The sequence below is a fragment of the Grimontia sp. AD028 genome (assembly GCF_000973155.1).
Classification (GTDB): Bacteria; Pseudomonadota; Gammaproteobacteria; order Enterobacterales; family Vibrionaceae; genus Enterovibrio; species Enterovibrio indicus.
This window is the reverse complement of record NZ_LASY01000006.1, coordinates 14,794-34,498: the sequence shown is the minus strand read 5'-3', so window position 1 is coordinate 34,498 and position 19,705 is coordinate 14,794. Positions and strand designations below refer to the sequence as shown.

The window sequence follows — 19,705 nt, the reverse complement described above, 5'->3', positions numbered from 1 at the left end:
CGGGAAAACGAAAAAAGGCCACAAAGCGTGAATCGAGTCACAATTTGGGGCCTTTTTAGGGATCTCAGGAGAAAATAGAAAGAAGGAAAAGCGTCACTCTTTGTAGATAGAGAGCAACGCAGCTACGTCTGGTGTTGCTGGTTTCTGATCAACAGGTTCTTGCAGGCTTTCAGATGCTTCAGGCTCTTTGGTTGCTATCTCAGTAACATTGTCTTGTGAACCCAGTACCTTGTCCTTTTCTAGCTTTTCTTCAAATGCTTTCAACAGATTGCCAGCGTCATTGTTCAACGCCGGGTATAAATCATTGTTAGCAATGAACAGCGCAAGGTGTTTGATAGCCTCGTCAAACTTTCCTTCCTTCGCGGCGATCAACCCTTCTGCAAAATGAGCAAAGTAATCCAGTTTATCCCAGTAAGTTTCCGCTCCTTCCAGATCGTTACTGAAAAAGTAGGCAACGCCTAACTGAAATCTCGCCAACTCATTTTCAGGCTCATTTTCTATAACCAGTTTATATAGATCGATAGATTCTCGATGTAACCCTAACTGGTTAAGAATGGCGGCATGTATAAGATTTAACCTTTGATCTGGTACCGCATTGATATCTACTTTCTTGCAGAGATTCAATGCAGTCGCCAAATCACTATTGTTCACAGAGTATGCTGCGAGATGTAACAACTCTTCGTAGTTGAGTTCATTATCCATTTTTGTCCTTACCACCCGCTTTATTTTTTAACTCACTAATCGCCAACTGGTGTATCTGAGATATTCTTGAGGGGTCTCTACCCATTGAAGAAGCAATGTCTTTAATTTTGATGTCTCGGAAGTAATGATCGACCACGACCTTTTTCCTATCGACACATAATGAAACGATGAGGTTTTGAGCCGCTAAGAGATCAGAAAACTCATAAGACCTTTGAGCGGATCCATCGATACTGCTGTATATGGAGCTGTCCGGGTAATTTAAGGAAATGTATTCATCCATGGCGAAACCTATATGTGCCATGCTGAGTTTACGAGATTGATAGGCGTTGGAACGAATTAGGACACGGTTCATTTCCAGGTACATATAACGAAAACAATATGGATGAACCTGACCTTTCTTTTCGTCATAATTCCTATAGGCATCGTATAATCCGACTACTGCGCTATTTACGTAGTCACCATACTCATTCTCTTTGTTGTAATAGTGCTTTCTGACAAAACCCTTAGCGATAACCTCACACCAAGGAAGCATGTCCAGCACTAAAGATGAATACGTTCTGCCTTTCATATCGAAAATCGGGGTTAGAACCCGCTAATTAAGCTACCAACCAACAGTGTCCAACCGTCGATCAGTACAAAGACCAATATTTTGATAGGAAGAGATATCGAAATAGGTGGCAGCATAATCATACCAAGCGCCATTAGTACACTTGCAACGATCAAGTCTATGAGTACAAAGGGCAAGAAAATGACAAATGCAAACTGAAAAGCAGCCTTTAGCTCAGTAAGCATAAACGCAGGTATTAATGTACCGAGGTCGTTGGGAAGTATGCTATCTACACTATTACTGTCATCTTGACTTAGCCCTTTAACGAAGTAGTAATCTTTTTCTGTTGTTTGACTTGTTAGATATTCAGAAAAAGCAGTGAGACCATTATCTATTGCTACTTCCTGAGACACCATACCTTCCTGGTATTTATCATAGCTTTCACCTTTTATATCCATATATACTGGTGCCATCGTAAATACACTCATAAACAATGCTAAAGATATAACAACAATATTTGGTGGTGTTTGTTGTAACCCTAAAGCAGTTCTTAGTAACGACAGAACAATCACATATCGAGTAAAACTGGTCACAGATACCAGCAACAAAGGGACAAATGCTGATGCAGTAACAAAAAGAAATGATTGTATTATCGGGTGTGTGAAATCCAGATCCATCATGTATTACGCTTCTTGGTAGTCCTCTTTACTCTTCCCTGCACTGTCAATTTTTTCACTTATCGAGACAGCATTTGAATTACTGACCACAAAGAACTCATCATCATGGTATTTAATAACGAACAACTTGGTTTTGTTGTCGAGATAAATTTTGTCTATTACTTGGACCTTGGAGCCCAATTCCACGCCTTTGCTGTCATTCCATTTATTCTTCTTAAAATAGAGAACAACAATAAGTGCTCCAATAAGCACTACCAAGAGTATGAGATAGCCTATCCCGAAGAGGTCTGGCTCAGGTTTGAAAGGCATTAGATGACGTCCGAGATTTCCACTGCGAAGAAACCATCTTCTTCAACAAGTATGCCTTTTGCGATGGGCTTACCATCCATTAAGAGATCAACATTTTCAGATAGTTTTACGTTTGAGCGAATGACACTCCCAGGAGACAACTTCATGATTTCTCCCAATGTACACGTCACATTCCCTATCTTAACTTCTAGAGAGACTTGTATGTCCGAGAATGTATCTAACCGCTTACTTTCCACTTCTGTAGTCACTTTCTATACTTCCTATCGTTACCTGTGGCTGTCCTTGTTCAAATGTCACAAACGCGTTTTTTGATAGGACAGAATCTCCATGCACAATCAGCAGTCCATCTTCTATTTTTTGCTGAGTTTTTATTCGCACCCCTGGCTCAATACTTTTCAAAACACCTATCGTAGAGTTAATGTTATTTATCTTAAGATTCATCTCTACAGGCTGAGAATTCACTCTTTCATAGATGTTTTTCACTGAAACTCTTTTAGATATATTTAAACCAAGCTTCTCATTAATTACTTTAATAAAGTGCTCACTCATAAAGACAGAAAGCTCCCCTTCACGAGTTAAAAAGGACACCTTCCGTAACATTGGTTCTTCATCAGAGAAAAAGCTTAGATCTAGCCCTAACTCATCAATCCAATGGTTGACCTTTTTATTTAAAAAAGCCTCTTCAAGATCTAAGTGACTTGGCTGATACTCACTTCCATAATAGTGCCGCATCAATTCTTTAACCATTACATCGTCGAATTCAAACCTTAGGTTATTACCCACAGACACTTTAATATGATTTTTTGCGAGCATTAACGAATCCATCACTCTCGATTCATTAATGGCCATTACATGATTAGATATAGAGGGAAAACACTTCACCAATTCATCGAGAATAAATGAGATATATCGCTTCTTTTTTAGTTGAATGACGTTTTCTCCAGACATTAGCCACCCGTGCTGTTGTAGAGCTGTTCCAGAAGCTGGTTAGAGACTGTCATGACCCTTGAGCTGGCTTGATAAGTTCTTTGAATAACCATCATGTCGCCAAATTCTTCGGCTAAATCGACATTTGATAGTTCAAGAGAGCCAGAAATAATGGTCGCATCAACCCCTCGACCTATCGCTGTAATTTCCGGTGCTTTATCAGCAACAAGGATATGGCCATCCTTCACACTGAAGTCATCAAAGTTCACGACTTTAGCAACGGCAACCCTGCCAATTGATGCTTCATCACCATTGCCATAAACCAAAACAACATTACCGTCATCTTCAAAGCGGATATCAGTATAAGGTGATTCGGCTGACCCATCTATCTCTGTCAGTTCAAGCGTTGATGTTTCGTTTTCTTCACGTAACGTCAGTCCAGTCAAAGAGCCTGGTTCACCAAAGCTCACAGTAATGACCTGACCGCCTTCAAGCGTCACAACAACTTCATTACTTCCCACAGCCAGTGTTCCAGCCAGATCGAATTCCAGCGTTCCCTGACCGACTTCGTTGCCGTCGATGTCGGTGATGCTGACTCCCCAAGATTCATCGTCAGCGTTGTACTCTAGAAACGTTGAAAGCTCTTTGTATTCGCCTTCGCTATCGAAGTAGCCAATTGCTTCCAATGACACATTGGGATCTTTCGTGGTGACTTCTCCCGTCAACGTGGCTTCAGTACTTGGAACTGCGGCAATTGATGCTTTATCTCCGATTTTGATGTCTGTTTTCGCGCCTCGGTTATCGACGCCAACCACTTCGTATCCAGAGAGACGATCCACCAGCACATTGTCTTCATTCAAAGTAAATGTACCCGCACGAGTGTAGTACTGGTTCGTGTCATCCTTTAGAACAAACATCGCGCGTCCATCAAGATACAGGTCTGTCACGTTACCAGTCTGAGATACTTCACCATCGGTATATTTGACCGACTCTGAAGCTACGCGAGAGCCTAACCCTTTGTCTCCTGACTCGACATTAGCAAAGAAGACTTCTTTAGACTTGAAGCCCGGCGTTTGCATATTAGCGACATTGTCACTGACAATATCCAACGCCTCTGAGCTTGTTTTCATTCCAGACAAGCCATTGTAGAAAGACTGAAACATAACCGCTCCTTAGTTTTCGTCGTTGTACACGCGGGTAAGTTGGGAGACCGGCAGTTCGTTCAGGAAGAACTCCTCACCACTTGCGTCCGTCACCTTCAGCGAAACAACCGTTCCCGTGGTTTCGAATCCCACAGAAATCACCTCACCAACAACTAATTGACCACCTGATTGTGTTTCTGCCACTTTACCAATCAAGCCAATTCCCTGGTTCGCTTCCACAAGCGCTCTGAGGCTGGCGAGCTCTTCGTTGGCCACACGGTTCGACTCTAACAGCGAGAATTGCGCCATTTGAGCGAGAAAGTCCTGGTTGTTCACAGGCTCAAGCGGGTCCTGTGCCCTCAGCTGGGTCAAGAACAGTTCAATAAAGTCATCCTGCCCCAACGCGTTATTGAGCTGGCTTGTTTGGGTTGCAGTACTACCTACTGGCGGGATATCCATTGAATACCTCCGTTTTGCCATTGATCGTTAGTGAAAGAGGAACTTGTGAAGCTGGAGACGCGGAATTGAATAGATACTGTTTTAGAGAAACCCCATCCAAATCTTCATAGTTCCGATACATGATTTTTAGATTCTTGCCGTGCTCGACGACTTTAATAAATACCTTCGCGTACTCATCAATTGGCCTGAAAGGAAGCAAAACCTGCTGCTTACCACTTTCAGTACGAAGAGCATCCGACCCCTTAATATTGCGGTGAGCGTTGGAATGCGTTGATATCGAATTGGACCGAACACCATCACTGAATGAGGTAAAAACTGAGCTTTCTCGCGTTGATACATTGCTACTACCAACAACCGTTGTTTGAAGGTGCTGCCCGGCTGAATGTGAAGGAGAAACGACAGCGTCAAACTCGGCGTATGAAACCGTTTTATACTGTCCAATGGCTAGCGCACTTTGGATAAACGCTTGATTAAGTAACGTGATGACTTCTTCTTTTATTTGGATATTTTTCTCATCCAAAGAAACCAAAAGATCTTGGTCAATGAGCGAGAGGTAGATGTCATCAGATACACTTTCAGCGATATCTATGTGCTCAGTCTGGCTGAAAGCATCCTCTTGTTCCAAATGACGCTTAAACGAGTCCTGACTGCTGTTATTAACGGCAACATCTTTCCTTTCTGGCTCGACCAATGTGCCGAAATCACTATGAATTTCCATACTGAATCAGTCCTGCTTGCTGAGTTACTAAATCATCGATTTGCTCATTGGGCTGAGAGGGTTGCTGGCTTTGCTCAACTTTGCTTTCAAGTTCTTTGAGAGACTCTTTAATCGCCCTCTCCCGACTCAGTTTTTCTTGAGACTTTTCTATCAGTTTTTCCAGATCATTCGATTCCGCCTCAAGGGTATTGATAGTGGTTATTGCCCCATCAATCTGTTCTAAAGAAAGTTCGTGAAGATTAGGGTTGGCATAGCACTCTGAGGAGGTGTCGCTCATTAAGGGAACGTGCTGTTTTAGATGGCTTAATTCAGCATCAACATTCGAGCGCTTTTCAACCAGCGATTGCTGAGACTTCATCCGCTTCTGGATCTCAGCATCTTGCTGTAAACGTTTAATCTTGATGATTCTGGGTAAAGGCATGAACTTGCTCCCTCAGCGCTTTGCTTATACTTCCCGGCCAGGTGTAGAGTTCGTTATCAAGTGATCGCTTAAGGTCGATTACTTCATCTATTCCTGCATTCGAGCCTTTCTGATAGATCCCCGTTTTTACGATGTCCTCAACCTCGTGGTATTCACCGTATATCTCCCGCACCTTTCGCTCGAACGCGAGTTCATCTCTATCAAAAACATCCCCCATGGTTCGAGAGCGGCTTTTTAAAATGTCGACGGAAGGGTAATACCCTAGATTTGCCAGTTTTCTATCCAAGACATAGTGGCCATCCAGAACACCTCTCAAGTAATCAGAGATAGGCTCGTTCACATCATCACCATCAACGAGAATGGACATCACAGTGGTGATGCTGCCTTGGTTTTTGAAGTTCCCGCCAAGCTCGACCAAACGAGACAACTCGGAGAAAACAGAGGGTGGATAACCGCGCGCAACCGGCAACTCACCACGGGAAATACCAATCTCGCGCATGGCATGAGCAAGGCGTGTTATCGAGTCAATCACCACAGCGACTGACTTGCCCGCTTTTGAAAAACGACGGGCGTAAGCCATCGCCACATATACGGCCCGCTTTTTAAGTACTGGTGAGTCCTCTGTACTTGAGGCGATCAAAATGGTTTTTCTATTCTGATCTTTTGACGCCATTTCAGACTGATAGAAGTCAACGATTTCCCGACTACGTTCACCAATCATCACGTAGATTTTCACGTCTGCATCGACATTGGTGTAGAGCTTGTTCAGCAGGGTTGATTTACCCACACCAGACCCTGCAAACACACCCACTTTCTGGCCTTTACACAGAGGCAGAATTTTGTCGATGATTGGCGAACCCGTTCTCAATTGCTCAGAAAGGCTTTCTTTATCAATCGGTGAAACAGGTTCCTGAAATAAGGTCTGACTCTCTCCGGATGTTGACTCCTCTGCCGATACCACATCACCAAACCCATTGAGTATTTTTCCAAAAGGCTTGTCCCAGAGTGTCAGTTGAGGCATTTCTCCTTCAAAAGATACAGGGTCATTTATAGCTAAACCTTCAATGCTCGTCAGTGGCGCCAGTAGACAGTGTTTTTCATCAACAGAAATAACTTCACATTCAATTTTTTTGTCCGCTTTACCAACAACGACCGACTCACCAAATGCGCACTGTTGATGTGTGGCGTGAATGTATCCGCCTTTGATCGATATGACCTTACCGAACGCATTTGAGAGCGAAGCATTGCCGACATGACTCGTTAATTCGGAAAGCAATTGATCAAAGTGCATCGACCAAGCCCTGTAAATTCGCCTTGAGCACTTCTACCTTTTTATCCGCAGATAACAGATAGCAAATTGTCGGAGTAACAAGCTTCAGCTCTCCTACCCCAAGCTCATTGTTAACCTTTATTGAGTAATTCAATGCTTCAAAGTAACGAGTCAATGCCGGATTTCTGTAGTCCTCTTGTGAAAGTTCAAGAAAGACCGTTGCTTCGCGGCTCTGCGTCGATAAAGCCGACAATTCCTCTTCGAAAAGCGAAGGTAATGAGGATAGAGAAAATATCTCTTTGATTAACGTTGCAGCAAAAGCTAGCTTTTCCGCCTCACACACTTTCTGAACGTTAGAAATTGCGTCGTTTAGCGCCAATATAGAGTCTTCAAACTGCGTCAGTACTTCACTTAATGCTTGGTTTTCTTTCTCTAGGGCATTTTTTTCGCGCGCCAAAGATACGGAAAGTTCCTCACACTCTTTCTGTTGAAGCGCTAGTTCTTCTTCCCGCGACTGCAACTCAAGTTCAATCTCTTCTTTGGCTTTGGCATAAGCTTTATCTTTTTGCTCATTGAAAGCTCTCTCTAGCGCATCGGCATAGTTTTTCTCAATAAACTTTTTAATGTTGTCACTTTCGCTGTCATGCGCGTTGAACTGATTCGTAGATGCTTTATCCATGGTCTTGCTCTGCATATTCAACAAGGGCATTCAAAGCCAAATGATCGAGTCCATCCAGATACTGAGCAGCCGCTTCTTTCTCGCTAATGCTGAGAAAGTGACAATTTACAATCCAATCAAGTAGTTCGGGGCTGTACTTCTGTTCCGTCGTGGGCTGTGCTTCTTGTGAATTGTTGATAAGCAAAGGCTTATTACTCTCTTCTACAATCGAGTCTTTCATCGACCTCAACAGCTCTGCTGAATAATAAGGCGTATTCTCGAGCTCTTTGAGCACGAGCGCTTTCTCTTCCGAATTTAAACGAGAGAGCACTTTTTCCCGAACTTTTGCTGAAGATTTCATCAGCAAGAAGCTATAGATTAAGGTTTTGCTCAACTTTTCGTTCCTCAATCCATGTTTTCAGATCTGTCGTGATTTGCTTAACTTCTTGCTCTGTTGCGCGTTGCCTAAAAGAAAAGAAAGCGACAAAAGCAAAAGCCAATAACGTCAGTAAACCAAACACCAAATAAAGCGCGTTCGAAGAAAGCCAGTCGATGGCATCATTGCCCGAGCTTAGTGGTGCAACCACATCCTGTTTTTGGAGCTGTTCAACCTTGGCAGTTTGTTCAGACATAGCCGTAGGTTGCGTCAAGTCTGTCGTTACTGTTTGTGGTTCAGGCGTATATTGCAAAACCGTTAGTTTGTCTCCGCGGTTTTCGTCAATCCCTACGGCCGCTTGGATAAGCTCAATGAGCTCTGCTTCACTAAAGTGATCACCCTTTGGCAGCAATACGCTTACCGTCATGCGGCTGATATAACCACTTTCATATTCAACTTCACGCGTTAACGTTTGGTAGCTGAACTCCTCATTGAGAACTGTGGATTTCGCCTTACTTTTAGATGCCTGTGTGGTTTCAGTGGTGCGTTTTAGAACGGCTGGCTCTTTTGATGCATCCAAGCCTTCAGCGCGCTCTGAGACTTTATCGTTGTTCACTTCAACCCAAGCAGATACACCCACATCCTCACTCCCATAGAACGGAGCCAGCAAACTTTTAATCTTGCTTTCAATAGTGGATTCAATGGTATTTTTCTGGCGAGTTCCCCCAGCCATAGACATGGCATCACCTACCCCAGTAAGCGCTCTTCCTTGGCTATCCAACACAGACACTTTTTCTTCTGTTAATTCTGGGACTGCACTCGCCACCAATTTGATAACTGAACTGACAATTTCCCCCTCGTTTGCTCTTCCGGCTGGAGTGAGTTCGAGAGTAACGGCCGCCTTGATATCCGCTTTTTTAATCGAGAATGATTTTTCTCTTGGGATGGCAAGGTGAACGCGAGCCGTGTTCACACCTTCAATCAGTATGAGGGAGCGTTCGAGTTCACCTTGAAGTGCACGCTGATAGTTAACAACCTGATAGAAGTCAGACATCGCATGTTGCGATTCGGAAAAGAACTCTAGCCCAACAATGTCACTGCTAAACACAGCATCTTTTGACAATTGAATACGTGCCTGAGAAAGCGATGAGTTTTCAACTAAAATACCCGAACCACTTTCCGGATATTCAAAAGCGATCCCTGCCTGCTCAAGGCTATCAACAATTTTTGCCAGCTGTTCTGAACTTTGATCAGTAAATACACGCGTATAATCTTTATTAAGGAAAACGAAGCTTAGATACGCAGCCAAACTAAATATGAATACAAAACCTACTGCCAGTAAGATTTTTCCATTCTTACTAAATTCCATTTCTAAACCTGCATCCTTGTTACTTCTTTGTATGCATCAATAATGCTATCTTTCATTTTTACCGTGTATTCTATATTTAGCTTTGCCTTCTCGATATCAATGAGCAAAGAATGTAATTCTACATGCTCACCTTTCGCCATTTTTTCAATACGCGTATCGATGCTGTTCAACATCTCTGAAAAGCTCTTTTCATCAACCTTCGCTGTTGATACTTCATTATTGACTTGCAAAAGGTTGACGACTTCAGACTGGATAGCTTCTATTTTCATTACGAGTTACCTCCCAAAGAAAGCAATCTTCCATTCATTTCTTTTTGGAGGTTAAACAGTCGAATACTGGCTTCGTAAGCGCGTGTTGCCTCATTTAAAAACATCATCTGCTCTTCCAGCTTGATGGCAGTTTTGAACTTGGTGATGGTTTCTGAGCCACTGACCTCTAACACGCTGTCTACTCTGTTAAAGTTATTGCGTATCTCAGCTGAAGGCGCCTCAGTGGCTCCCCCCAATACCGCTTCTTTGATATCGGGAAAGTTTTTGACTTTGATGTATTTCGCCCCAGGCACATCTGACTGACTGCCGTATGTCTCGTTGATCATTGCCAAGTTGAAGGCAACCGCTTCGAGACGATTTCCCTCCGCACTCAAGGATGTCGATAAGATGTTGTACGTACTGAGATCATTCATTATGCACTTCCTTTGATTACCATTCTTTCCAGTTGTAGCCTGGCATTGGTAACAGAAATCAGTTTTCCTTGCTGGCTTGATAGGTCTATTGCATTTAGCAGCAATTCGTCGATGGAATAATCTTCTTCTTTCAAAGACACTTGATTTTCCAACGAAGAAGCTGAAAGCGTTTCTAGATTAAAATTCTCGCCAAATGAAACCGAAAACTGGGGCTTGTTCGCTCTTTGAGCCAGAAGGTTATAAGCATTGACTCTTGACTCAACAGATATTTTATCGAGCGCCTTTGATACTTCATTAAGAATTAATTCAACTTCCATTTATTACCTCTTTTATTGAAGAACTAGCTCAGCATTAATTGCGCCTGCTTTATCCGCGGCTTGAAGCACAACAATAATATCCCGCGTTGAAAGTCCTAACCTTCTCAGCTCTTTTACTAAAGAGAACACCGTCGTTTCATTCCTAAAATTAACGGCCACATTTTTCTTGTTGTCGTTTACTTTTATATCCACATCCGGCACGACAACAGTGCGACCATTTGTCGTGTTATTTCGACCAATGATCACATTATTCGGTTGGCTAACGTTGTATTGGGTTTTTATGCTCAGTTCCAAATTGCCGTGAGCAACGGTCATTGAATTCACTTTGACATCACCGCCAGAAACAATGGTTCCTGTTCGTTCGTTCACGACAATCACAGCTTTCTGATCAATCAGTACATCGATGGATTGGATACGCGCGATTGTTCGGATAACGTTGCCCGGACTCTGAGAGCCGACAATGACTTCTACCTTCCCGGAATGAACCGCTTCTGCCTTATATCCATTTGCCTTTATGGCATCAGCAATGTTAACCGCCGAGTTGAAATCCGGTTCACGGAGAATGATACCGATCCGGCCATTTTCATTGACCATACTGCCCATATTGCTGCGCTCGATCGTGCCGCCTTTAGGCACAATACCAACGGTGGGATGGTTCTTTTGCTGTGTGTTGCCAAACTGCTCAAACTTGTAACCGCCCACCGAAATCTGGCCTTGAGCAATGGCGTAATTTTTGCCGTCAGCCGCTTCCAGTGGCGTCATCAATAAGGTGCCGCCTACAAGACTTCTGGCATCACCAAGTGCTGACACCGTCACGTCAACCTTGTCACCCTTTTCGTAGAAACTACCCACAGTGCCGGTCACAATAACTGCGGCTACGTTTCGGCTGTTCACATCACTATCTGACACAACCAAGCCAAAGTGCTCAAGGGTGTTAGCAATACTTCTGATCGTCGACTTACTTCTGCGCGAATCACCACTGCCGGCCAGGCCAACAACCAGGCCGTAGCCAATCAAGGCGTTTTCTCTGTCACCTTCTACGCGGGCTACATCTTTCAGACGAACGTATGATTCAGCAGCAGATAGCAGTGGCGATACTGTCAATGCCAGTAAGATAAGTAAGAACCTGGTTTTCATGATTTAAAACCCTAACCATCTGAACAAGGCCCGGATGATTCCTGGCTTTCTGTTGTCATTGACTTCGCCGATCCCGCTCAGTTCAATACGAGCCGATTCGATTCTGGAAGAGATAACGGCACTGTCAGGAGAAAGATCTTTCTCACGCACAAAGCCGCTTAACGTGATCTTCTGCTCTTCACCGTTGACGGTGACAAATTGCGTGCCTTCAATTTTCAGAAGACCGTAGTCATCAATATCAATCACACGGGTGGTGATGGTCGCGCTAATGCTGCCGTTTCTAGCTGTGCTTGCATCGTTGTTCATGCGGCTATCCAAACCCGCGTCCAGATTGAAGGCGCTGCCTTTGTAGTTGCTTGAAATCCCAATACTGTGGGCGTTGTCCGCATCAATCCCAGCAGATGAAACCGCTTTGGCTTTCTCTTGAACCAGAACAGTGACGATGTCACCAACAGCAGAGGCTCTCTGATCGGCCCATGTGGACTTGTAGCCATCAATATCAAACGCAATCGCATGAGATGCATTGGCAAATAGTAAGGCTCCCAAAGCCAGAAATATCCTTATCATGTTCACTCGATCTCCGATTCGACGAGTTCAGAAGACACCACTTTGCCTTCAAGAATGTTGCCAGAGCTGGGTATTCTTACTCTGATGGTGTCTCCGACGTTGCCTGAATCCAGTGCTTTTACCTCAATCATCAGTTGAAGCATTTCAGTGGTTGAGGTGAGAGAGACTATATCTCCCGCTGCAATACCGTCAGATTGCTGTAGATGTGAATCACAAAGCGTTGAACCTTTCTTCACCCGCTCTGCAGCAATAACCTCAGACTTAAGACCTTCTTTGCCCACCCGCTGGTTGGCGCAGACAAAGCTATCGGTCATTACCCATTCAAAGTCCGACGGCAAAATACGTTCATGTTTACGAATGGATTTTTTGGCCTGCCAGCCAAGCTGTTGGCTGTATACACGAAACCAATAGGAGACACGCTTTCCTTTAGGATCTTCACCAATCACTCTGCAGCGATTAATTTTGTAAGTGCAATCCACGGCGATATAGCGAACATCCTGATGATTATCTGCTTTCTTGCTGCCCACCTCTCCAATGACCAAATCATTGAAGCCTTTGGAGACTAGATGTGACGAGAGGAATTGGGTCGCATCACTATTCTCGATATCAGCCAAAGCGCTGTTGGCAGTCAAAAGAAATATGAACCCCAAACACCACGCGCCAGTAGCAGTGCCTTTGATGGAAAGCATCTAGCGCGTCAGGTTATTGATGGTTTCGAGGATTTGGTCGCTGGTTTGAATAACGCGAGAGTTCAGCTGATACGCTCGCTGTGCGGCCATTAAGGAAACCATTTCTTCAATCATGTTCACATTGGACATCTCTGTGAACCCCTGAAGAATCGTTCCGGCTCCTTCCTCACCGGGAAGTAGATACTGCATCTGGCCAGCGTTTTCAGTTCGGTACCACAGTCCGCCATCTCGGGCTTCAAGTGATTCATAAGAATCAAACAAGGCGAGCTCCAGCTGTCCTAATTCTAGGGGTTCCGGCTCTCCCTGAATCACACCATTCACGATGCCATCACTTGAAATCTGAATTTCAGACACATCTGGCGGCACCACAATACCTGCCGCTAACTTATGACCATGGACAGTAGCCAGCGAGCCATCTTCCAATTTTCTCAGAGAGGTCACTCGTGTGTAGGCGTAATCGCCGTTGTCCAGCTCGACTTCCAACAAGCCGTTGCCTTGAATAGCAAGATCAAGTGATGAACCCGTGAATTTGAATTCACCGTTATCAAAACGGTAAATTTCGTCACTGATCTCAACGCCACTTCCACTCGCTGCAGCCGTCGTCGCATTCGGGCTGGAACCTTCAGAAACAAGGCTATTGAAAACTGGCGTACTGGCTTTATAGCCTGGGGTATTAATGTTCGACACGTTGTTCGAAATCATGTCGATATGCTTTTGGTGCGTTCTTAACGCAAGCTCAGCATTTGCTAGTGCATCAATCATATTATTTACCTAACTCTGAGATCGCTTTACCGAGTGTTTCGTTATAGGCAACGAGTGTTTTTTGCATGGTTTCCACATGCCGTCTCGCTGACATCATTTCGAGAACTTCTGTTGAAGGGTCAACATTGGATTGCTCCAAATACCCCTGAAGTACCTGACTGGAAGAATCAATATCTAAGGTTGTTGAAGGGCTCACATGCCACTCTCCACCCACATATTGGCCTTTCGTTGTGGCTGTAGGTGACACCAGAAGAAGGTGGTCAAGTGAGCCATTTAGATCTGAGATTTCACCATTTGATGAGACAGAAACATTGGAAGAGTCGAGCAAAAGGTCGCCATTTTGTCCCTGTAAAATGCGCCCCTTGGCATCAATCACCTGTCCATTTCCTGTCAGGCGAAATTGACCGTTTCTGGTGAGGTAAAGGCTGTCGTCTTGCTTGAGTAGAAACCAACCTGATCCTTTGATGGCCAAATCAAGTGAGCGATGGGTTTGACGCAACTCACCCTGAGACATATCAATCGCCTGAGCCATAGAAGTGCTCTCGGAAGATGACTCACTGTGTAAACGGGACTTGAAACCCACAGTTGTCACGTTCTGTGTATTGCTACTGATTCGTTCCAGTGTTTCCAGATTCCGGGTGATGGATGAGGCAACAATTTCAGAGACATTTTCCACTACGCATTCTCCTCATACGTCAACTTCCCTATGGTTTGTACTGACTTCACCCCACGCACTTCCTGCGCTGAGATAACGGCGAGCTTAGGCACGACCCTTTCAGTAATTTTCCTTAGCGGTGAACGGATAGCCCCCGAACAAAGCAATACGGGCTCCATACCTTTCGAGATAATCTCTTCGCAATGAGAGACGAGTTGCTTCAGCACACTATCAACATTGAAGCCACTCGATGCTTCACCACGTAAAGTGCGCTTTAACATGGCCTCAAGTTGGGGAGACATGGTGATCACGTTCAACTGCTCATTTTCATCGAGATAGCGTTCACAAAGGCGTAATGCCAACCGCTCACGCACCTTCTCCACCAGTTTTTCGATGTCTTTGTTTTCCTGAGCAACATGCTCTGCCAGCGTTTCAAGGATCAGCTCCATATAGCGAATACTGACTTTTTCAGTCAGCAGCATTCGGCAGATCCGGTGAATGTCAGAAATCGTGAGTAAATTAGGAACAATCTCATCAACGATGGTGACCTTGTCCTGCCTCAGGGAGATTAGAATTTGCTCAATATCCTTACGGGAAATAATTTCATGCAGGTTGTTCTTCACGGTTTCGGAAATGTGGGTGAACACGACCATCTCAGGCTCAACAAGCGTGCAAGACTGGCTTTGTGCCTTGCTGCGCGCGGAAGTATCAATCCACAGAGCGGGCAATCCATAAGCCGGCTCTTTGGTCTTTTCACCTTCCAGTTGAGAAAGCACATCACTGTGGCCAATCGCGAGCACTTTGTCCGTTTTTAGGCTGCCTTTGCCGATTCGGGAACCATGTACGTGAATTTCATAATCATCGCTACCGAGGAGCTCATCTTCAGTAAACTTGATATCGGGGCAAATGAAACCAAACTCTTTGGCGATCACCTTCTTTAGCGCTTCCAAGCGCTTGCCAAGGTTCCACTGGTGTGAGGCGCTTAAAGATTTCAGAGAAGCTCCAAGCCTCACCTCTAGTGGATAGACCTTGATGATGTCAGCCAGGTCTTCCTTTTCAGCGCTTTCTATTTCTATATCGGTTTCGTGCTCTTTGCTGCGGATTGCCCACCAAACACAAGCCGCGAAGAAGATAGCGACAATGAGAATTGGCACTGTCGGTAGGCCGTCTAAAAACAGCGCACCAATCAAGGCCATCGTCACCAAAATAAGCGTGCGGGGATGCGAAGCAATTTGGCGTCCGATCTCGCGGCTTAGCTCAGAATCTGTCGCGGCACGGGTAATAATAATGCCTGTTGCAACCGCAATGATGAGCGATGGTATTTGCGTGACAATGCCATCACCAACGGTCAGCAAAGAATACTTCGCGAGTGATTCTCCCCACGTGAGGCCGTGTTGCATCACGCCAACAGTCACACCGCCGATAATGTCGATAAGAATGATGATAATGCCCGCAATCGCATCACCTTTAACGAATTTCGTCGCACCATCCATCGCGCCGTAGAAACTGGCTTCTCTCTCAATGTTTGAGCGTCGAGTCCGTGCTTCTTCTTCATCAATCAAGCCCATATTCATGTCGGCATCAATGGCCATTTGTTTGCCGGGCATACTGTCTAGCGTAAATCTGGCTGCGACCTCTGCCACGCGCTGCGCACCATTGGTGACAACCACATATTGAACAACCACAAGAATGATAAAAACGATAAAGCCAATAACGTAATTGCCAGAAACAACAAACTCGCCAATGGCGCCAATCACCTCACCCGCATCACCTTCACCCAGGATCAGTCGTGTCGCAGAGATGTTGAGTGCCAACCTGAATAAGGTTGCTATCAATATGATCGACGGAAAGGTAGAAAAGCTCAGCGGTTTATCTGTGCTAAACGTCAACAAAAGAATGAGCAGGGCTACACTGAAATTGACGATCTGCAGAAAGTCCAGCAATGCTGGCGGAATAGGCAGAAAAATCACCATCAATATCAGTACTACGCCGATAATGAATAAATTACTATGCCAATCTTTTAGAAAATACTGCTTAAACAAATCTCAACCTTACTTCACGAATTGGCATTTCTACTTTTCAATAACCACTTATAGATTTCCGACACCTCGTCATAAAACTCGGGGGGAATCTCCCTTCCTATTCGGACTTTCTTGTATATTGCGCGCGCAAGTGGGATGTTCGATCTCATTTTAATTCGATGTTCTTGCGCTATTTCTTTGATAGCCTCAGCGATTGGCCCTTTGCCTTTTGACACCACTTTCGGCGCCGTCATCTTTTCTTCATCATATTTCAGTGCAATGGCAATATGTGTTGGGTTAGTAATCACTACATCTGCATTGGAAACATTCGTCAGAGAACCTACCTTAGAACGGAGTTCCCTTTGCAATTGTCGGCGCTTTTGTTTTATTTCCTGATCGCCTTCCTGATTCTTATACTGATCTTTGAGTTCTTTTTTAGTCATTCTCATTTCTTTTCCGAATGACCAGCTCTGAAAAATAAAATCAAACAATGTAAAAGGAAGAATTGTCAGTATAAAAAGCGCCACGGTTTTACCAAGTAAAACCTGTGTTCTTTCAAGAATCAGCCAAACTGACAATCCAGAATTATCTGGAATGTAGAAAACTTCATCATAAAATAAATACCAAGCCATCACAGATACAAAGCTTAGCCTGAGAATATTTTTCCCCAGCTCAAAAAGAGATTTTATAGAAAAGAGCTTTTTCAATCCTTTAATCGGATTTAACTTACTGATATTTGGCTTTAAAGGATGAAAGCTGAATACACCTTTGGTTTGCACCAAATTAATCAACACACCAAAAACGATGGCGGTGAGGAAAACAGGCATTAGCGCTGTCACATAGGCATTGAATAACTTGTTCAATAACCAATCAAGGCTACTGGTGATATCTAGATTTGCAGCCAGCAGGAAGACATCAGACGTTGTGGTAAGCACGACAACACCAACATGGGAAATCATCGCCATTACCATGATAAGCGTCACCAACAAACTGGCCGTGGAGGTAACATCCATGCTCTTGGATACCTGGCCTTTTTCCTTGGCTTTACGGAGCTTATACTCCGTTGCTTTCTCTGTTTTTTCTTCAGTCGCCAACTAATACACCTCACGGTAGCTGGCGTCAATATAGCGCGTGCCAGTACCTTACTACGCTGTCAAACAGTTCTTCTGAAACACTGGTAATGTGACGCGATGCTAAGCCCAAAATGATAAACGCCACGGCAATTTTCAAAGGTAAGCCAACGAAATAGATATTCACTTGCGGCATTACCCTGCTACACATGCCCAAAACCAAATCGACCCAAAAAACCGCGACCATAATGGGCAACACCAAAATAAGGCACAGCATGAACTGGGAAGAAAACAAGGCAATCAACAACTCCAAGTTTGGTTCACCAAAACCACTCAACACAGGGAACAGATTCAATGATTGAGTCAGTGCCATCAGAATGAAGTAGTGCATGTCCGTAATAAAAAACAACAAAAACACAAACACCAGCACAACACGCGTTAATATTGGATCCGATTCACTCATAGAGGGATTGAATATACCCATAGGGTTGAAACCCACTTGCATATCTAATACCCGTAGAAATGTATATATCGCTCCATAGGTAGCAAGCAAAGCGAACCAAAGTATTAATCCAATGCCGAATTCGATTAGGCACGCTACCGCCATTGCCGTACCATCGAGTTGTACAACGCGCATTATCATATTGTCATCCGTCACTCTGAGAAATATCACCAGAGAAAATACCAATGTCACCAATACCTTTATATAAGGGGGTAACATTGACAACGGATTCACACTCCTGAAAACAAGAGGAGGCGTGACCCTACAAAGGATCAAAAAGAAAACACTGATATAGTCTTGCCATTCATTGGCAATTTGATTTTCAATCACAAACTTGAAGCATATTCAAAAAGCGAAATCGTAAATTCTGTTAATACCCCTAACATCCACCCCGACATCAACATAATAATCAATGCCACTGCGAACATTTTTGGCACGAAGGTTAATGTCATTTCCTGAATTTGAGTCACCACCTGAATAATACTCACCGCCAGACCAACCACGAGCGCCACTAATAATACCGGGCCACACACTAGAAATGCTGTACTCATCATCTCACTGAGTAAAAAGCTGGCGGCATCTTTATCCATTTGGCTTTTTCTTCGTCAGAAAACTCAACGTAATCGTGTCACTCAAATTCTGTGCAGCAAGTTCTGATTGGAATGACATCACACCATTCATGATGGCTTCGGCTTGCTCATCCATACCTTTCACTTTGAGATAAAGCGACCGGGCAAAGAGCGCTGATGCACACTGCGAGTCCAGTTTTAGCGCTTTCTTAGCTAACTGCTTCGACGCATTCCAGTCTTCACGGTAAGCTTTCACTACCGCCAGACCACCATGACACTCTGCAAAGTTATGCTCTATTTCAACAGCCTGGTTGAAAGTCTTCTCAGCGGTATCCAAATCCCCCATGGAGAAGAAACACCACGCAAGGTTCACTCGACTACCGACATGATCAGGCATTTCTTTGCACGCTAACTCATAAGTCGAAATCGCTGCTGGCAATTCCTGTTTGTACATATGAATGAGTGCTTTCATTGCTAACACTCGTCCATTGGTGGGGAACTGCCCTATCAACCTGTCGACAATCTTCTTGGCTTTGATCATATCTAAACGATAAAGCGCCAAACTTCCTTGCGTGATGAGTGCTTCGAACTGATTCGGATCATGCTCTAGCGCAATTCGCTGATACTTCTCAGCCTGCTCATACTGCGCATCATCAAGATAAAACAAACCCAATGCGCCCTGAAGTTCACTTCGTGTTTCAGCATCGCTGTTTGATAACAGCTTTTCCGTCACTGCGATGGCTTCTGGTATTTGTTCTGCGTGCGCCAAGCACCTGGCTTTCATCAAACCGTGCTGCACACCCAATTCAGACTCATCAACTTGTTCTAATAACGCAGTCGCATCAGAAAACGCCTTCATCTGATAATTAGCCAGCGCACAATTGATCTTAAGACCTGATTGCTCGTAGCCTAAATAAAACAAAGTGTTGTAAGCAGAGACAGCATCTTCATATGCCTTGGTCGCAATAGAAAGGTGCCCCTTCCAACTCAGTAAATGTGCATCATCACTGTGATAAGAAAGCGCTGTATCTACTGCCGCCATCGCTCCTTTAACATCACCTTCTTTTGCCAGTAACTCGACGAGTTGGCATGCCAAGATGCTGTTTTCAGGGTCGAGCGCCAAATATTCCCGCAAACGCTCTACAGACATCAGAAATAC

The 19,705-nt window shown here is 44.3% G+C and carries 27 protein-coding genes; all 27 read right to left on the bottom strand.

Annotated elements, in window-relative coordinates; translation table 11 throughout:
• Nucleotides 1-93: 93 nt before the first annotated feature.
• From RN22_RS01450 to RN22_RS01320, 27 genes are read right to left on the bottom strand one after another with little or no spacing between them, the layout of a single operon-like run.
• Nucleotides 94-702: a M48 family metallopeptidase gene (locus RN22_RS01450; RefSeq protein WP_046302807.1), complete on the bottom strand. Its 609-nt coding sequence runs from the start codon at nt 700-702 to the stop codon at nt 94-96.
• Entirely contained in the window at nt 695-1,270 is a 576-nt protein-coding gene (locus tag RN22_RS01445) for a sigma-70 family RNA polymerase sigma factor (RefSeq protein ID WP_156168153.1), read from the bottom strand. The genes RN22_RS01450 and RN22_RS01445 overlap by 8 nt, the downstream gene beginning before the upstream one ends.
• 14 nt (nt 1,271-1,284) lie before the next feature.
• A complete protein-coding gene (locus RN22_RS01440) occupies nt 1,285-1,929 on the bottom strand; it encodes a flagellar type III secretion system pore protein FliP (protein ID WP_231590826.1) in 645 nt (214 codons plus the stop codon).
• Nucleotides 1,930-1,932: 3 nt separating this feature from the next.
• Nucleotides 1,933-2,235 (bottom strand): hypothetical protein, encoded by a 303-nt coding sequence (locus RN22_RS01435; protein ID WP_046302805.1) that lies wholly within the window; start codon nt 2,233-2,235, stop codon nt 1,933-1,935.
• Nucleotides 2,235-2,471, bottom strand: coding sequence for a FliM/FliN family flagellar motor switch protein (locus RN22_RS01430; protein WP_255350062.1), 237 nt, complete (start codon nt 2,469-2,471; stop codon nt 2,235-2,237). The genes RN22_RS01435 and RN22_RS01430 overlap by 1 nt, the downstream gene beginning before the upstream one ends.
• On the bottom strand, nt 2,461-3,183 hold the full coding sequence (locus tag RN22_RS01425; RefSeq protein ID WP_046302803.1) for a hypothetical protein: 723 nt from the start codon (nt 3,181-3,183) through the stop codon (nt 2,461-2,463). The genes RN22_RS01430 and RN22_RS01425 overlap by 11 nt, the downstream gene beginning before the upstream one ends.
• Complete coding sequence (locus RN22_RS01420; protein ID WP_046302802.1) at nt 3,183-4,325, bottom strand: flagellar hook-basal body complex protein; 1,143 nt, start codon at nt 4,323-4,325, stop codon at nt 3,183-3,185. The genes RN22_RS01425 and RN22_RS01420 overlap by 1 nt, the downstream gene beginning before the upstream one ends.
• A 9-nt stretch (nt 4,326-4,334) precedes the next feature.
• Nucleotides 4,335-4,763 (bottom strand): flagellar hook assembly protein FlgD, encoded by a 429-nt coding sequence (locus tag RN22_RS01415; protein ID WP_046302801.1) that lies wholly within the window; start codon nt 4,761-4,763, stop codon nt 4,335-4,337.
• Nucleotides 4,741-5,481, bottom strand: a complete 741-nt coding sequence (locus tag RN22_RS01410; RefSeq protein ID WP_046302800.1) for a hypothetical protein — start codon at nt 5,479-5,481, stop codon at nt 4,741-4,743. Before RN22_RS01410 ends, RN22_RS01415 begins: the two co-directional genes overlap by 23 nt.
• A complete protein-coding gene (locus tag RN22_RS01405; protein WP_046302799.1) occupies nt 5,468-5,902 on the bottom strand; it encodes a YscO family type III secretion system apparatus protein in 435 nt (144 codons plus the stop codon). The genes RN22_RS01410 and RN22_RS01405 overlap by 14 nt, the downstream gene beginning before the upstream one ends.
• Nucleotides 5,874-7,193 (bottom strand): FliI/YscN family ATPase, encoded by a 1,320-nt coding sequence (locus RN22_RS01400; RefSeq protein WP_046302798.1) that lies wholly within the window; start codon nt 7,191-7,193, stop codon nt 5,874-5,876. Before RN22_RS01400 ends, RN22_RS01405 begins: the two co-directional genes overlap by 29 nt.
• The gene (locus tag RN22_RS01395) at nt 7,183-7,851 is read right to left on the bottom strand and encodes a hypothetical protein (protein WP_046302797.1); all 669 of its coding nucleotides are present in this window, start codon (nt 7,849-7,851) and stop codon (nt 7,183-7,185) included. Before RN22_RS01395 ends, RN22_RS01400 begins: the two co-directional genes overlap by 11 nt.
• Nucleotides 7,844-8,224 carry a hypothetical protein gene (locus RN22_RS01390; RefSeq protein ID WP_046302796.1) on the bottom strand — a complete coding sequence of 127 codons (381 nt, stop codon included), beginning with the start codon at nt 8,222-8,224 and terminating at the stop codon, nt 7,844-7,846. Before RN22_RS01390 ends, RN22_RS01395 begins: the two co-directional genes overlap by 8 nt.
• The gene (fliF, locus tag RN22_RS01385; RefSeq protein ID WP_046302795.1) at nt 8,202-9,575 is read right to left on the bottom strand and encodes a flagellar basal-body MS-ring/collar protein FliF; all 1,374 of its coding nucleotides are present in this window, start codon (nt 9,573-9,575) and stop codon (nt 8,202-8,204) included. Before fliF ends, RN22_RS01390 begins: the two co-directional genes overlap by 23 nt.
• Nucleotides 9,576-9,577: 2 nt before the next feature.
• Entirely contained in the window at nt 9,578-9,844 is a 267-nt protein-coding gene (locus RN22_RS01380; RefSeq protein ID WP_046302794.1) for a flagellar hook-basal body complex protein FliE, read from the bottom strand.
• Nucleotides 9,844-10,257 carry a hypothetical protein gene (locus RN22_RS01375; protein WP_046302793.1) on the bottom strand — a complete coding sequence of 138 codons (414 nt, stop codon included), beginning with the start codon at nt 10,255-10,257 and terminating at the stop codon, nt 9,844-9,846. Before RN22_RS01375 ends, RN22_RS01380 begins: the two co-directional genes overlap by 1 nt.
• Nucleotides 10,257-10,574 (bottom strand): hypothetical protein, encoded by a 318-nt coding sequence (locus RN22_RS01370; protein ID WP_046302792.1) that lies wholly within the window; start codon nt 10,572-10,574, stop codon nt 10,257-10,259. Before RN22_RS01370 ends, RN22_RS01375 begins: the two co-directional genes overlap by 1 nt.
• Before the next feature lie 12 nt (nt 10,575-10,586).
• A complete protein-coding gene (flgI, locus tag RN22_RS01365; RefSeq protein WP_046302791.1) occupies nt 10,587-11,711 on the bottom strand; it encodes a flagellar basal body P-ring protein FlgI in 1,125 nt (374 codons plus the stop codon).
• A 3-nt stretch (nt 11,712-11,714) separates the two neighbouring features.
• Nucleotides 11,715-12,278: a flagellar basal body L-ring protein FlgH gene (locus RN22_RS01360; RefSeq protein WP_046302790.1), complete on the bottom strand. Its 564-nt coding sequence runs from the start codon at nt 12,276-12,278 to the stop codon at nt 11,715-11,717.
• Nucleotides 12,279-12,280: 2 nt separating this feature from the next.
• A complete protein-coding gene (gene flgA, locus RN22_RS01355) occupies nt 12,281-12,967 on the bottom strand; it encodes a flagellar basal body P-ring formation chaperone FlgA (protein ID WP_046302789.1) in 687 nt (228 codons plus the stop codon).
• Nucleotides 12,968-13,729, bottom strand: coding sequence for a flagellar hook-basal body protein (locus RN22_RS01350; protein WP_046302788.1), 762 nt, complete (start codon nt 13,727-13,729; stop codon nt 12,968-12,970).
• Between the two features lies 1 nt (nt 13,730).
• Entirely contained in the window at nt 13,731-14,405 is a 675-nt protein-coding gene (locus tag RN22_RS01345; protein ID WP_046302787.1) for a flagellar hook-basal body complex protein, read from the bottom strand.
• The gene (locus tag RN22_RS01340; protein ID WP_046302786.1) at nt 14,405-16,426 is read right to left on the bottom strand and encodes a flagellar biosynthesis protein FlhA; all 2,022 of its coding nucleotides are present in this window, start codon (nt 16,424-16,426) and stop codon (nt 14,405-14,407) included. The genes RN22_RS01345 and RN22_RS01340 overlap by 1 nt, the downstream gene beginning before the upstream one ends.
• A 14-nt stretch (nt 16,427-16,440) precedes the next feature.
• On the bottom strand, nt 16,441-17,499 hold the full coding sequence (locus RN22_RS01335) for a flagellar biosynthesis protein FlhB (protein WP_046302785.1): 1,059 nt from the start codon (nt 17,497-17,499) through the stop codon (nt 16,441-16,443).
• Nucleotides 17,500-17,524: 25 nt separating this feature from the next.
• Entirely contained in the window at nt 17,525-18,307 is a 783-nt protein-coding gene (locus tag RN22_RS01330; protein WP_231590825.1) for a flagellar biosynthetic protein FliR, read from the bottom strand.
• Entirely contained in the window at nt 18,304-18,567 is a 264-nt protein-coding gene (locus RN22_RS01325) for a flagellar biosynthetic protein FliQ (RefSeq protein WP_046302783.1), read from the bottom strand. The genes RN22_RS01330 and RN22_RS01325 overlap by 4 nt, the downstream gene beginning before the upstream one ends.
• A complete protein-coding gene (locus RN22_RS01320) occupies nt 18,560-19,696 on the bottom strand; it encodes a lipopolysaccharide assembly protein LapB (RefSeq protein ID WP_046302782.1) in 1,137 nt (378 codons plus the stop codon). Before RN22_RS01320 ends, RN22_RS01325 begins: the two co-directional genes overlap by 8 nt.
• Between the last annotated feature and the right edge of the window lie 9 nt (nt 19,697-19,705).